The organism is Serratia liquefaciens (assembly GCF_027594825.1).
Classification (GTDB): domain Bacteria; phylum Pseudomonadota; class Gammaproteobacteria; order Enterobacterales; family Enterobacteriaceae; genus Serratia; species Serratia liquefaciens_A.
The window spans coordinates 2574659-2588416 of record NZ_CP088930.1 but is presented as its reverse complement, the minus strand read 5'-3'; the positions used below and the strand labels follow the sequence as shown (position 1 = coordinate 2588416).

The window sequence follows — 13758 nt, the reverse complement described above, 5'->3', positions numbered from 1 at the left end:
CCGACGGATGACTCAGGGCATCGGCCGCAATGACATCGGGGAGAGCTGCGGGTTAAAGCAGCTTTCGTAATAGCGCTGGATATCGGCGGTTCGGTGCTGGTTGATACGGCGGCGCTGTACCAGTCGCCAGGTGTTGTAACCCAGAACGACGGCGACCGTCAGCAGCAGCAGGCTGGTGCCGAGATAGCGCCACAGGGTGATGATATCCGGCTCGCTGTGCAGCGCAATATGGCGTGTGCCGTTGGCGTCGACGCTGATATTGGTGATCACGCCCTGAGCTTCAAACGGCGTATGCAGCAGCATGCTGGCCAGGCGTTGCAGCTCATTCCACTGATCAAGTGCGTTGTATTCGTTTAAGGGGACCGCAGGCTGGGGATGATTGACCAACTGCTTGCCTTCATCGCTGCTGATCAGGAACCCGCCAGGCGGAGGGCTGTTGAGCGCGGCGGCGGCCTGCCGGGTTTCGCTGTAGACAAACGACGATGCGGCAACCTTGGTCAGGCTTTCCAGCGATTCGGCGCTCACCGGGCGCAGCAACACGTTGACCCCCTGCAAAGCGCCCGACTTGGCGCGTTTTACCAGGGTTGCCCAGTTTTTGACGTTACCCAGGTTCACCAGGGCGTTCTTCAGCCGGACGCAGTCGTTGTCCGCCTGGCATAAATCCTGCGTTTTCAGCACAATATCGGAAAAATCATCCAACAGGATCATACCGGATTTTTCAATCGCGCTGGCCAGCTGCGGGTTGAGTTTCTGATCGGTACCGTCGGGATGCAACTGGGTATTGACCGTCGCCAGCAAGGCGGAGGCTTTGTCGATGATATCGGATTCCGGCTGCGGCAGGGGGGCGGCGTTGTTCCAGTAAATGCCTGAACAGTCGAAAGGCATAAAGTTGGAGGTGTGCGAACCGTTAACCGGTGGCGGCACATAACACATACCGTTGCCTTGCGCTTTCAGGGTATCGCCGATGCGCAAGGTTGCGCCTTCGAGAGCCTGAACGTTGGTCACTTCGATTTTTTGCGCGCCCTGCAGCCAAGCCATGCTCAGCTTAAGCGGCAGGCTTAGCGGAATATAGGTCAGCAGCAGCACCAGCACCAAAAACGAACTGGCCATCAGCACCGCGTTTCTGCCCCATTGCTGCAACGGGAAGTTTTTCACCTCATCATGCAGTGAGAGGAAACGTCCCTGACGCAACACCTGGCGGTTAAGGTAGATATCCACGTCGGTGGTCTTGCCCAGATCCTGGGTGATATAAGGCTGCCAATGCGGCGGATAAATCAGATCGATGATGCCGAGTGAGATATTGCTGATCTGTCCCTGATTGGATTCGCCAAACAGCCCCCAGCGCTTGGGAGTGCCCCGCAGGCAGTGCACTTCTTTCAGTTCACGCGTTGCCGGCCGACGGAACAGGTTCCAGCAGCCCCAGGAGATCATCAGCACGGCAACCAGAATCATCCAGGGGATAACCACCACCGGGCTTATCAGGCTGAAGAACAGCAGCAGCAGGGCGGCCGAGATAACGGCGGCTTCCTTGATGCCGTTCGGGCGAGTCAGCGCGTGTTCTTCCGGTGTTTCCTTGCGGATATTCACCAACTCGACGTGTTCGCTCTCCTCCTTGCGAATGGAGGCATTTTGACTCGGGGCGGCTTTCACCACCGGCGGTTGCGGCCGATCGTGAATATGATCTTTCAGCGAATGCCCGTTGAGGGAGATGACCAGCGGTAACGTCTGGGTTCTGATCACTTCCACATGGTTATCGGCGCTGATGTACTGCTCCCAGAACGGCGGCAGATGCACCTCTTCGGCGTCCAGATAATAGCGCCACTTGTTGGGGTCATCGCTGGCCAGCCCGTAGCGGGTAATGGCATGGGTAATGGGATAGACGTTGTCGCTCTGCGGTGTCAGAGCCAGCTTGGCGGAAGGCAGCGAGCTGTTGCCGGGCAACAGTTTGTTGCTCAGCTTATTTTGCTGGCCGAGATAATGCTCAACGGCAGCGCGCTCTTCGCCAGTCAGTTTACGGTGTGTGGGTTTGATAAAGGGCAACGCGCGCGTTAGCAGCGGCTGATTGCGGGCTTTAAACCAGAGATACAGGCCGGCGGCAATCAGGCAGGCAAGCACTAAGGCCAATATCAACACTATTGTGCTCATGCTATCCCCATCTTGAACCCGTGAACCTCACCAACCTGATGAATCGTGGCGCATTATACGCAGCCAAATCATCAAGAGACACCCCGAACAGTGACGGGAGAACAGATTCTCCGTTGGGATCTCATTTATTGATAATAATTGCCCGTTTTATCGCCATGCCTTACCTGTGTGATGATAGCAATCGGGCTCTTCTATCGGTATCGGCATTATCTTATTTTAATGCACTCTTTTTTGCCTGAGAGAGGCAGAAAATCGGCCAGCGCTGGCTACAGTTGTTAAAAAAAAGTAAATTACTGCTTGTGCTCGTTGCGGCAAAGGTTCTCATTAACGCACAATGTGATCAAGATCGGATTTGGTCAGCGTTTGAACGCAAGTGAACTGCGCGTCACGCCAATCACTATTCTGGTTATCCGCGCTATCACGCCTGAAACTGTGGCCTGTCGCGGATAACTCATTTGAGGCAATCATGGATAAACACCTGCAAAAACCTAAAATTCTGAAAGTGGAAACGGTCGCGCGTTCGCGTTTATTTAACGTTGAGTCCGTCGATCTGGAGTTCAGTAACGGTGTACGGCGGGTGTACGAGCGGATGCGGCCCTCGGACCGTGAGGCCGTGATGATTGTGCCGGTGATTGGCGACGACTTGTTGCTGATCCGTGAATATGCGGTGGGCACCGAATCTTATGAGCTGGGGTTTCCCAAAGGGTTGATCGATCCTGGTGAAGGCGTGCTGGAGGCGGCGAACCGCGAACTGATGGAAGAGGTGGGCTTTGGCGCCAGGCGCTTTGACTTCCTCAGCAAGCTGACGATGGCGCCGTCATACTTTTCCAGCAAAATGAATATCGTGCTGGCACACGATCTCTACCCGCAGAGTCTGGAAGGGGATGAGCCGGAGCCCTTGCCGCAGGTACGCTGGCCGATTGCCGATATGATGGCGTTGCTGGCTGAACCGGATTTCCGTGAGGCGCGCAATGTCAGCGCGTTGTTCCTGACTGAGGCATTTTTACGCGGTTCGCGTTAATCTTTGAATCCTAAATAAAAAAAGGCCAGATTTCTCTGGCCTTTTTTTGTTAGAACAGCTCGTGGCTCTCACCGCCGGGATCCGTCAACGTAGTGCCGGTATCTCGCGATGGGTAGTCCGTTGGCTGAGTCCCTTCGATGAAGTACTCGGAGCGACTGCCGCCGCCGCCGCCAGAAAGCTTGCCGCTGCTCTTGTCGATGGTGACGCTGATGATGCCCGGTGGCGGAGTGACCTTCTGCTCCGGAATGCCTTCCAGCGCGGTTTTCATAAAGTCGTCCCATGCCGGCTGTGCACTCTTCGCACCGCCTTCGCCGCCGGAGACCTGATCCGGTATCGCACCTGAAACCGTAGCACGGCCAAGGTCGCGGCGATGGTCATCAAAACCAATCCATACCGAGGTCACGGTATCCGGGCCATAACCGGAGAACCAGGCGTCTTTCGAGCTGTTGGTGGTCCCGGTTTTACCGCCGATATCACGACGCTTCAGATCGCGTCCTGCACGCCATGCCGTGCCCATCCAGCCCGGTTCGCCAAAGATGTTGCTGTTCAGCGCGTCGTGCATCAGGAACGCCAACGGGGTGCTGATCACGTGTGGCGCATACTGCTGATCGCCATCCTGGAGCACCTGAGCCGGAGTCACCTGCTCCAGTTGCGGCATAGGCACGCTGCCATTCTTGCCTTCCTGCGACGTCGCGACATTTTCAATATTGTCTTCAGAAAGTACGGCAGAACGGTGGGTATCACCGTAGATCACCGGCAGGTTACAGCTGCTGCAGACAATCTTAGGCTTGGTTTCGAACACCGTGTTGCCGCTATCGTCTTCAATCTTGGTGATAAAGTACGGATCCACCAGGTAACCGCCGTTGGCCAGAACCGCATAGCCGCGCACCAGTTGCATAGGGGTGAACGAAGCGGAACCCAGCGCCAGCGATTCGGTGTGCACGATGTTCTGTGCCGGGAAGCCGAAACGCTGCAGGTATTCTGCCGCATAATCGACGCCCATCGCGCGCATAGCACGTACCATTACCACGTTTTTAGACTGCCCCAGCCCCTGACGCAGGCGAATCGGCCCATCGTAGGTTGGCGGTGAGTTCTTCGGTCGCCAGTCGGTGCCGGCGCCCGGATCCCAACGGGTGATCGGCAGGTCGTTCAGGATGGTTGCCAGGGTCAGGCCCTTGTCCATCGCGGCGGTGTACAGGAAAGGTTTGATATTCGAACCGACCTGACGCAGCGCCTGGGTAACGCGGTTGAACTTGCTCTGGTTGAAGTCGAACCCGCCGACCAGCGCCTTCACGGCCCCGTCATTCGGGTTGATCGACACCAAGGCCGAGTTGACGTCCGGCACCTGTGACAGCCACCAATTCTCGCCCACCTTACGCACCCAGACTTGCTGACCGGCCTGCACTACGTCGGTAACGCGTTTCGGCGTAGGGCCCTGCTGAGTATCGGATTTGTAAGGACGCGCCCAGCGCATGGTCGCCATCGGTAGCGCAATATGGCTGCCGTCAGCCATCATGGCCGTCGCTTCTTCGGCGTTGGCCGCGACAATCACAGCCGGAGACAGCGGGCCGTAGTTCGGCAGATTCTTCAGCGAATCAACGATCTGTTTTTGATCCCACGCTGCTTCGCCGACTTTCCACAGCACGTTGGACGGGCCACGGTAACCGTGGCGCATATCGTAGGCCAGCACGTTGTTACGTACCGACTCCTGCGCCGCCAGCTGCAGCTTTTTGGTGATGGTGGTGTAGACCTTGTAACCGTCGGTATAGGCGTTGTCGCCATAACGTTTGATCATCTCCTGACGCACCATCTCGGAGAGATAGGGGGCGGAGAAGCTGATTTCCGGTGCATGGTAGTTGGCCACCAGTTCTTCGCTGCGAGCCTGATCGTACTGCGCCTGAGTGATGTAATGCTCATCCATCATGCGCGACAGCACCACGTTGCGGCGCGCGACGGCGCGATCGTGGGAGTAGAGCGGGTTGAAGGTAGAAGGCGCTTTCGGCAAACCGGCGATGGTCGCCATTTCGCTTAAGGTGAGCTGGCTAACGTCTTTACCGAAGTAAACCTGAGCCGCGGCACCCACGCCATAGGCGCGATACCCCAGATAGATTTTGTTCAGGTACAGCTCGAGAATTTCGTCTTTGCTCAGCATCTGTTCGATGCGAATCGCCAGGAAAGCTTCCTTGATTTTTCGCATCAGGGTGCGTTCCGGGCTTAAGAAGAAGTTCCTCGCCAACTGCTGGGTAATGGTACTCGCCCCCTGGGACGCATGGCCGGAGACCAGCGCAATAGAGGCAGCACGGAAGATACCGACCGGGTCGACGCCATGATGCTCATAGAAGCGGCTGTCTTCGGTGGCGATAAACGCATGCACCATAACCGGTGGAATTTGGTTCAGTTTCAACGGAATACGGCGTTTTTCACCGTATTGGGCGATCAGTTCGCCGTCGGCGCTGTAAACCTGCATCGGTATTTGCAGCCGCACATCTTTCAGCGTCGCAACGTCAGGCAACTGTGGCTCGACATATTTGTACAAGCCAAAGATCGAGGCTGCCCCCAACACGATGCAACACACTGCAAGGATTAGTAAATACTTTACGAACTTCACCTGAGATTTCCCATTTTCATGTCATTTGGGCAGTTTATAAACAACCGCGCGGTAGTATAAAGGCAAGCCTGCAACATGGATATGTTCTTTTATCATCTGACGATATGGAGGTCGGGCGAAATATGTTCACACAAGCATGGCAGGTGGGGCTGGATATACAAAGTCACTGCATTCGCGCTCTGGCAGCACAGCGCCGCCGCAACGGCTGGCAACTGCGTCACTGGTGGCAACAAAGGCTACCGCAACCGGTGTTGCGAGAAGGCTGCCTCGAACACCCCGAGCTGCTGATTCAGGCATTGCGACAATGGCGAATTCAGTTACCAAGACATATTTCCTTACGCATTGCATTGCCCGCCCCGCGGGTTTTACAGCAGCAGATGCCGCTGCCGGATGCCAGGCTGAAAGAGCCGGCTCGCGGTGAATACATCACCAGTCAGGGTTTAAAACAGTTCCCGCTGGACAGCCAGACGCTGGCACTGGATTACCGACCCTCCCCGCCGGACCCCGGTACTTTGCTGCTCACCGCCGCGCGACAGCAGGAGTTGGAGCAGTGGCTGCACTGTTTGCATCAGGCCAACCTGCAGCCGCAGGCGGTCGATATCACTCCTTGCGCACTGCGCATGATGGCGACGGCGGCAGGCGTGTCGGCTGAAGCCGGTTTACTGCACCGTCTCGATCAGGAGTGGTTATGGGTCGCCCCCTCTCCCCAGGCCCTTGCCTATGGCATTGTCAGCCTGGGGGAGGCCGAAGAGCCTGACCAGGCGCTGACGGCGATGCATGCCGCCTGTCCGTCGCTGGCGACGCAGCAGATTTACTATAGCAGCGTGCTGGATGAGCTGCCTCCGTCGGGGAGTTTACCCTGGTCACCGTTCAGCGCTTTCAGCCAGCTGCGTCCGCCGCAGCCACCCGTGCCGGCGGCGTTTGTATTGGCCGGCGGTTTGGCGCTGCGCGCAGAGGACCGCTGATGTATCAGGTTAATCTTCTGCCCTGGCGTGCGGGCATCCAGCGTCGGCACGCTGCTTTCTGGTTACGCCTGTTTGTGCTGCAACTAGTGCTGGTGTTGGCGGTGCTGATGGGGGCTTATGGCTTGTTGAATCAGCAACAGGAACAACAGCATCAGGCATTGTTAACGCTGGCCCGGCAGCAGGCGGAATTGACGGGGCGCTATCAGCAACGGCAACAGGCAATGACTCGCCTGGCGAACCTGACCGCACAGGCGGAGCAGCATGGCAGGAATCTGGCGCACAACCGACGCTACCTTAACTTGCTGCAACAACTCTCGGCCCTGCTGCCTGCGCCGCTGTGGCTTATTGCACTGGAAAGCAATACGCACAATCTTACGCTACGGGGTTTGAGCCACCGCTATGAGGCTATAACCCAGTTTGAGCAACAGCTGACTGCATTGCCGTTGTTGCGGCGTGGCCAACTGGCCGAGGTGGCACAGCGTCAGGATGGCTTGTTTTCATTTGCCCTGGTGGCGCAGTGGGGGCGGGATGAATAAGCCGCTGCCGTTTTGGCTGACGAAATGCCTGATCCTGCCAGGGTGGAAGCTGTTAAGCATGCAGTGGCTGGCATTGAGTGGGCTGTTCCTGCTGTTCGGCCTGCTGCTGTTGCAGGGCCCGTGGCAACAACTGGGCAAAACCCAGGCGGAGCAGCAACGAGTTACGCAACAAATAGCCCCTTTGGCGGCACAGCTGGCTCGCATGCCGACGCTGGAGGCGCTGAATCAAAAGCTGCAACAGGTTGAGCCCCTGCCTGCCGCGAGTGAAGCGTTGTCGGAGATATTGCAGCGGATAGGTGCGGGGCTGCAACGCTGGCAGCAGCAGGAAAACTCCTCGCGGCAAACCCTGCAACTGCACCTTGATTACGGCCGCTTGTTAAGGTTACTGGACGCGCTGCCTGCCAAACTGCGTATCGACCAGATGACGGTTGAGACACAGCAGGAGGGGCTAACGGTGCAGTTCACTTTTCAGGATGTGGCTGAGGCTGCAGCGGTAACGCCCAATGAATAAAAATCTCGGGTTATGGCTGCTGTTGCTGCCGATATCGCTGCTGGCGCAACCGCGGGACCCTTTCAGGCCGCTGCCCTCGTCTGACTGCGCGACACCGGCGCAATCGCCGGCGAGCTGGCAACTAAAAGGCATCATCGGGCAAGCGACGTTGCGCTATGCCTGGATCGTTACCCCCGCTGGGCAGTGGCTGCGGGCCAAACCTCGGCAAACGCTGCTGGCCGGGCGCTGGCAAGTAGAGCAGGTACTGGAACGGCAATTGACGCTCAAAGAGGTGCTGGGTGATCCGGCGTGCCCGGCCGCCGAGAACGCAGTGGTGCTGACGTTGGGAAAACATAAGGAAGAAAAATGAAAGGATACCGTTGGCTGCCTGCCGCGCTGCTGTGGGGGAGCGCTATCGCAAACGCAGGGCAGGAACCCGCCCCCATTTCACTGGAGTTTCAGGATGCGCCGGTTGCGGTGGTATTGCAGGCGCTGGCGGATTATCAGCAACTGAATGTGGTCACCGCTGCGGGTGTAGAGGGTAACCTGACGTTGAGATTGGATAACGTGCCCTGGCGGCAGGCGCTGGCCGTGATTTTACGCATGGGGAAATTGACCATGACGCTGGAGGGCAACGTCATGATGGTGTTTCCCGAGCCGAGCGAGCAGGAAAAGCAGCGGCAACAGCAGGCACTGGCGCAAAAACAGCCCTTGCACAGCGTGACTCTGCCGTTGAACCATGCCGATGCGACCGAGATTGCCGAAAACCTGAATGCTCAGGGCGGTATATTGCTGAGCGAGAGGGGCAGCGTGGTGGCGGACAAACGCACCAATGCCGTGCTGATCCGAGATACCGCACCGACAGTGGCGTTATTGACTCAGCGGATCGCGGAAATGGATACGCCGTTGGCACAGGTGCAATTGGCGGCGCATATCGTCACCATCAACAGCGAAAGCTTGCGGGAACTTGGCGTGCGTTGGGGATTGGCACCGGATGCGCGGCCGGCAAAGTCGTGGCAGTTGGATGGCTTCAACGTGGCGTTGCCGTTGGATCGCAGCGCCGTCAGCGCGGGTTTTCACCTGGCACGCATCGGCGGACGATTGCTGGATCTGGAGTTGATGGCGCTGGAACAGGAAAACCGGGTAGAAATTATCGCCAGCCCTCGGCTGCTGACGGCCAACCTGCAAACCGCCAGCATAAAGCAAGGCACTGAAATTCCCTATGAGGTGAAGAGTGGTTCCAGTGGGGCGACATCGATGGAGTTTAAAGAGGCGGTGCTGGGGATGGAGGTCACGCCGCAAATTTTACCCAATGGGCGCATTACCCTGACGTTGCAAATCAGCCAGAACATGCCCGGGCGTTCAATCAGCCGTGGGGCAGGCGAGGCGCTGGCGATAGATAAGCAGGAGATCAAAACCCAGGTGACGGTGAAAGATGGCGAAACCATCGTTTTGGGCGGCGTATTTCAGCGTCATGGGGCCCGCGGGGCCGATAAGGTGCCCGGTATTGGCGACGTGCCGCTGTTGGGATCTTTGTTCAAACAGAGTAGCAAACAGCATAAACGGCGCGAGCTGGTGATATTCATTACTCCGACATTGATTAAGGCCTGAGCGGCAATGTGTCAGGTTCGTGGGAAATCACCTAAAGTTGATGAGCAGATGCACTTTTTTATCGCCTTGGGGGCATCTGCGTTTGACGCTGCGACCGATTTAGCTTACAAGGGTTACCGAATTGAGCACCGAGGTTTTTTTGTTAGCGCCAAGACGCCGTTAAAAACGTATGGTTTCCCTCCTGCGGCGTGGATTGCGATTTATTCGGTTGCCAAACTACCAAGAGTGTTGAGATAATTTTCCGTCTGATCTCGCACTATCGTTCATGAGGTTTCAGTTTAGGTCCCGCCGCTGATTTGATTGGCGGGGCGGGTTAACATTAACGAATTGTCTTAGTAATACCGAAAAACATGGCAGAGAAACGCAATATCTTTCTGGTTGGGCCTATGGGTGCCGGCAAAAGCACTATTGGCCGTCAGTTAGCTCAGCAACTCAATATGGAGTTTTTCGACTCCGATCAAGAAATTGAGCGACGTACCGGAGCTGACGTGGGCTGGGTATTCGACGTGGAAGGTGAAGAAGGTTTCCGCGATCGTGAAGAAAAAGTCATTAATGAACTGACGGAAAAGCAAGGCATCGTGCTGGCTACCGGTGGCGGTTCGGTTAAATCGCGTGAAACGCGTAACCGTCTGTCGGCGCGTGGCGTAGTGGTGTATCTGGAAACCACTATCGAGAAGCAATTGGCCCGTACCCAGCGCGACAAAAAGCGTCCGCTGTTGCAGGTTGATTCTCCTCCGCGTGAAGTGCTTGAAGCGCTGGCGAAAGAGCGCAATCCGTTATACGAAGAAATTGCAGATGTCACCATCCGCACCGACGATCAAAGCGCCAAAGTGGTTGCCAACCAGATTATCAACATGCTGGAAAGCAACTGATTGCGGTTTCCGTGTTCGCCACGGCAAATGCGGAAAGACTGATTGTGTTCCCCGCAGTAGCGGGGATAAACCACATTGAGAACTGAGCGCGACATGGAGAGAATTACCGTAACGCTTGGGGAGCGCAGCTACCCGATTACCATAGCCGCCGGATTGTTTAACGATCCGGCTTCTTTTATGCCGCTGAAGGCGGGTGAACAGGTAATGCTGGTCACCAACCAAACCCTGGCGCCACTCTATCTGGACCGCGTCCGGAAGGTGCTGGAGCAGGCCGGCGTCATGGTGGATCAGGTGATTTTACCTGATGGCGAACAGTACAAATCCCTTGCCGTGCTTGAGCAGGTGTTCTCGGCGCTGTTGGAAAAACCGCACGGTCGCGATACCACGCTGATTGCCCTGGGCGGCGGCGTGGTGGGCGATCTGACCGGTTTTGCCGCCGCTTGTTATCAACGCGGTGTCCGCTTTATTCAGGTTCCTACCACGCTGCTGTCGCAGGTGGACTCTTCCGTTGGCGGTAAAACCGCCGTCAATCATCCGCTCGGCAAAAACATGATCGGCGCCTTCTATCAACCCGTTTCCGTGGTGGTTGATCTGGATTGCCTGAAAACCCTGCCGGCGCGTGAGCTCTCCTCTGGTCTGGCTGAAGTGATCAAGTACGGGATCATTCTCGACCGCGATTTCTTTGTCTGGCTGGAAAACAATATCGATGCGCTGATGGCGTTGGACATGCAGGCTCTGGCCTATTGCATCCGCCGCTGCTGTGAACTCAAGGCTGAGGTGGTCGCCGCCGATGAACGCGAAAGCGGTCTGCGTGCGCTGCTGAATCTGGGCCATACTTACGGTCATGCTATCGAAGCCGAAATGGGCTATGGTGTATGGTTGCACGGTGAGGCCGTTGCCGCCGGCATGGTGATGGCGGCAGAAACCGCGCACCGTCTCGGTCAGTTCTCCGTCGAAGATATTGAACGTATTAAAGCACTGTTGCTGCGCGCCGGTTTGCCGGTGTGTGGTCCGCAGGAAATGGCACCGGAATCTTATCTGCCACATATGTTGCGCGATAAGAAAGTACTGGCCGGTGAGCTGCGCCTGGTACTGCCGACGGCCATTGGCCAGGCGGAGGTCCGTGGCGGGGTGGGGCATGAAATGGTGCTTGCTTCGATCGCAGCTTGCCTTCCTGCACGGAATGCCTAAGTAAATCGGACGAAGTAACAGTGGCTTAGCCGCCGTTTACATCTATATTAATATGTGTAAAGCATGCATGGCATCGCTTTACCATCATCGGGTTAATCTGCCCGTGCCACGGTAGGTCTACAGTGGTGGGCTTTTGCCTCTAGTTGGAGGGTTTCAGATGGATGAGTTTAAACCGGAAGACGATCTCAGACCTGATAGCAGCGATCGTCGTCCTGCACGTTCGCGCAAGCCGGCTCCGGGACCGCGTTTCGCCGTTTCACGTCAGCATTTAATGATTGGTATCGGTATTTTGGTGCTGTTATTGCTGATTGTCGGCATTGGCTCGGCGCTGAAAGCGCCAACCAAGCATGAAGCGGCTCAGGAAGGCGCACAAAATGGCGCAGCCAAAGACATTAACCTGTCTGGTTCTTCGTCGCTGACGGCCGGTAATTCCGGCGTACCAGGCGGCACTACGGACACCAATGACAATAACGGCGTGAGCAGCAGCTCTCAGCCGCAAACCGTCAGCGTTCCACCGATCGCCAGCACCCCTACGGAAGCGCAACCGCAGCCACAACAGGGCGGCGCGCAGCAACGGGTCGATTTGCCGGGCAATATGTCGGACGCGTTGTCCGCCCAGCAAGGGCAGGTTGATACCGCGACGCAAGGCATTACGGGGCCGGCTTCGACTCTGCCGACGGCTCCTGCCACCCTGATGAACGGCGCAGCGGCGAAAGAAACCGTACGCCCGGTTCAGGGAACGGCGCCACAGCAACACAAAACGCCGGCAAAAACCGTCACCAAGCCAGCGGCTACCGCCTCGCAGCATAAAGCGCCGACCACGGTGTATACGCCAGCGCCGACCTCTTCTGCCAAAGCGGGAGCGGCAAGTGCCAAGGCAGGCGCCGTAAGCGGCAGCGCTGGTTCGCTGCAGTCTGCACCGGCAGGCCATTATACTCTGCAACTGAGCAGTGCCTCACGCTCCGATACGCTCAATGCGTATGCCAAGCAGCAGAAATTGCAGCATTATCTGGTGTACTCGACCCAGCGTGACGGCAAGCCTTGGTATGTGCTGGTGAGTGGTAACTATGCCTCTTCGGCAGAAGCGAAGCGTGCAATCGCGACGCTGCCGGCGGATGTTCAGGCGAAAAAACCATGGGTTCGACCTGTACGCCAGGTACAGCAAGAACTGAAAAAGTAACCCGGTAGATTTCAAGCTGCAGTCAGACGGCAAGAGCAGGGGTTTCAGACATTGAGGGGCGCAGCATGCTGCGCCCATGTTAATCGGGGCGCGCCATTTAGCCCGCGACAGATGACTGAAGTGGCCTGGAAACAGGCACGAACGACCGTGCGTGGCCAACGATGCTGCGGCTTGAAGTATGAAGGGTATCAATCACTTAAATTTGTGCGCTGATGTGCTGTCTGAAACAGAGTACAATCCGCCGCTCTGAATTGTATAATAAGTAGCTAATTGACGGCATGAAGAAAAACCGCGCTTTTTTAAAATGGGCTGGTGGAAAATACCCGCTGGTGGACGAGATTCGTCGTCATCTACCAGCAGGCGACTGCTTAATCGAGCCCTTCGTGGGTGCGGGTTCAGTCTTTCTGAACACGGAATACGATGCCTATATTCTCGCCGACATCAACAGCGATCTTATTAATCTGTATAACATCGTTAAGCTGCGTACGGATGACTTTGTACGTGATGCCCGCCTTCTTTTCACCGATGAATTCAATAAGTCGGATCAGTTTTACCTGCTGCGCGAAGAGTTTAATACTAGTGCCGATCCTTATCGCCGCGCGCTGCTGTTTCTTTATCTGAACCGCCACTGCTATAACGGCCTGTGCCGATATAATCTTCGTGGGGAATTCAATGTCCCGTTTGGACGTTACAAGAAACCGTACTTCCCGGAGGAAGAGCTGTACTGGTTCGCCGAAAAATCCCGCAACGCCACTTTTGTCTGCGAGCATTACCGGGATACCATGGCAAAAGCCGAGCGTGGTACCGTGGTGTATTGCGATCCGCCGTATGCGCCATTATCGGCGACGGCGAATTTTACCGCCTACCACACCAACAGCTTCAGCATGGCCGATCAACAAAGCCTGGCGTTGATGGCGCATCAGCTTTCGGTCGAAAGCCAGGTGCCGGTATTGATTTCCAACCACGATACCGAACTGACGCGTGACTGGTACCAGCATGCTTCGCTGTACGTGGTGAAAGCGCGCCGCACCATCAGCCGCAATATTCTTGGTCGCAGCAAAGTGAATGAACTTTTGGCGCTTTATCGTTAAACCGGGGTTACGCCCCGGCGTATAACAAATTCGAACCCTACGTTTGGA

At 56.5% G+C, this 13758-nt stretch carries 12 protein-coding genes; 10 read left to right on the top strand and 2 right to left on the bottom strand.

Annotation, left to right across the window (positions count from 1 at the left end; all coding sequences use genetic code 11):
• Positions 1 to 12 precede the first annotated feature (12 nt).
• Entirely contained in the window at positions 13 to 2145 is a 2133-nt protein-coding gene (locus LQ945_RS11850; RefSeq protein WP_270102922.1) for an intracellular growth attenuator family protein, read from the bottom strand.
• 466 nt (positions 2146 to 2611) lie between these two features.
• Between LQ945_RS11850 and nudE the strand changes: the two genes are divergently transcribed.
• Entirely contained in the window at positions 2612 to 3166 is a 555-nt protein-coding gene (gene nudE, locus LQ945_RS11845) for an ADP compounds hydrolase NudE (protein ID WP_012147288.1), read from the top strand.
• 49 nt (positions 3167 to 3215) lie between these two features.
• Here nudE and mrcA read toward each other — a convergent pair whose 3' ends face one another.
• Complete coding sequence (gene mrcA / locus LQ945_RS11840; protein ID WP_182824107.1) at positions 3216 to 5774, bottom strand: peptidoglycan glycosyltransferase/peptidoglycan DD-transpeptidase MrcA; 2559 nt, start codon at positions 5772 to 5774, stop codon at positions 3216 to 3218.
• Positions 5775 to 5896: 122 nt separating this feature from the next.
• On the opposite strand from mrcA, the gene pilM reads away from it, so the two are divergent.
• The 9 genes from pilM to dam all read left to right on the top strand — a co-directional run bounded on the left by pilM (position 5897) and on the right by dam (position 13710).
• Positions 5897 to 6739 carry a type IV pilus biogenesis protein PilM gene (gene pilM, locus LQ945_RS11835; RefSeq protein ID WP_270102921.1) on the top strand — a complete coding sequence of 281 codons (843 nt, stop codon included), beginning with the start codon at positions 5897 to 5899 and terminating at the stop codon, positions 6737 to 6739.
• Positions 6739 to 7275 (top strand): PilN domain-containing protein, encoded by a 537-nt coding sequence (locus LQ945_RS11830; protein WP_269935949.1) that lies wholly within the window; start codon positions 6739 to 6741, stop codon positions 7273 to 7275. The genes pilM and LQ945_RS11830 overlap by 1 nt, the downstream gene beginning before the upstream one ends.
• Positions 7268 to 7786: a hypothetical protein gene (locus tag LQ945_RS11825; protein ID WP_269935948.1), complete on the top strand. Its 519-nt coding sequence runs from the start codon at positions 7268 to 7270 to the stop codon at positions 7784 to 7786. Before LQ945_RS11830 ends, LQ945_RS11825 begins: the two co-directional genes overlap by 8 nt.
• The gene (locus LQ945_RS11820; protein ID WP_269935947.1) at positions 7779 to 8135 is read left to right on the top strand and encodes a hypothetical protein; all 357 of its coding nucleotides are present in this window, start codon (positions 7779 to 7781) and stop codon (positions 8133 to 8135) included. Before LQ945_RS11825 ends, LQ945_RS11820 begins: the two co-directional genes overlap by 8 nt.
• The gene (gene hofQ / locus LQ945_RS11815; protein WP_270102920.1) at positions 8132 to 9376 is read left to right on the top strand and encodes a DNA uptake porin HofQ; all 1245 of its coding nucleotides are present in this window, start codon (positions 8132 to 8134) and stop codon (positions 9374 to 9376) included. The genes LQ945_RS11820 and hofQ overlap by 4 nt, the downstream gene beginning before the upstream one ends.
• Before the next feature lie 350 nt (positions 9377 to 9726).
• Positions 9727 to 10248 carry a shikimate kinase AroK gene (aroK, locus tag LQ945_RS11810; RefSeq protein WP_004391482.1) on the top strand — a complete coding sequence of 174 codons (522 nt, stop codon included), beginning with the start codon at positions 9727 to 9729 and terminating at the stop codon, positions 10246 to 10248.
• Positions 10249 to 10341: 93 nt separating this feature from the next.
• Positions 10342 to 11439: a 3-dehydroquinate synthase gene (aroB, locus tag LQ945_RS11805; protein WP_044554773.1), complete on the top strand. Its 1098-nt coding sequence runs from the start codon at positions 10342 to 10344 to the stop codon at positions 11437 to 11439.
• Positions 11440 to 11596: 157 nt separating this feature from the next.
• Positions 11597 to 12619 (top strand): SPOR domain-containing protein, encoded by a 1023-nt coding sequence (locus tag LQ945_RS11800; RefSeq protein ID WP_270102918.1) that lies wholly within the window; start codon positions 11597 to 11599, stop codon positions 12617 to 12619.
• 278 nt (positions 12620 to 12897) lie between these two features.
• On the top strand, positions 12898 to 13710 hold the full coding sequence (dam, locus tag LQ945_RS11795; protein WP_262241570.1) for an adenine-specific DNA-methyltransferase: 813 nt from the start codon (positions 12898 to 12900) through the stop codon (positions 13708 to 13710).
• Positions 13711 to 13758: the final 48 nt, after the last annotated feature.

Excerpts from the sequence above, each read along its gene's own strand:
- LQ945_RS11800 (WP_270102918.1), top strand. The coding sequence starts at position 11,597 with ATGGATGAGTTTAAACCGGAAGACGATCTCAGACCTGATAGCAGCGAT.
- LQ945_RS11820 (WP_269935947.1), top strand. The coding sequence starts at position 7,779 with ATGAATAAAAATCTCGGGTTATGGCTGCTGTTGCTGCCGATATCGCTG.
- LQ945_RS11830 (WP_269935949.1), top strand. The coding sequence starts at position 6,739 with ATGTATCAGGTTAATCTTCTGCCCTGGCGTGCGGGCATCCAGCGTCGG.
- LQ945_RS11850 (WP_270102922.1), bottom strand. The coding sequence starts at position 2,145 with ATGAGCACAATAGTGTTGATATTGGCCTTAGTGCTTGCCTGCCTGATT.
- hofQ (WP_270102920.1), top strand. The coding sequence starts at position 8,132 with ATGAAAGGATACCGTTGGCTGCCTGCCGCGCTGCTGTGGGGGAGCGCT.
- LQ945_RS11825 (WP_269935948.1), top strand. The coding sequence starts at position 7,268 with ATGAATAAGCCGCTGCCGTTTTGGCTGACGAAATGCCTGATCCTGCCA.
- aroK (WP_004391482.1), top strand. The coding sequence starts at position 9,727 with ATGGCAGAGAAACGCAATATCTTTCTGGTTGGGCCTATGGGTGCCGGC.
- aroB (WP_044554773.1), top strand. The coding sequence starts at position 10,342 with ATGGAGAGAATTACCGTAACGCTTGGGGAGCGCAGCTACCCGATTACC.
- pilM (WP_270102921.1), top strand. The coding sequence starts at position 5,897 with ATGTTCACACAAGCATGGCAGGTGGGGCTGGATATACAAAGTCACTGC.
- dam (WP_262241570.1), top strand. The coding sequence starts at position 12,898 with ATGAAGAAAAACCGCGCTTTTTTAAAATGGGCTGGTGGAAAATACCCG.
- nudE (WP_012147288.1), top strand. The coding sequence starts at position 2,612 with ATGGATAAACACCTGCAAAAACCTAAAATTCTGAAAGTGGAAACGGTC.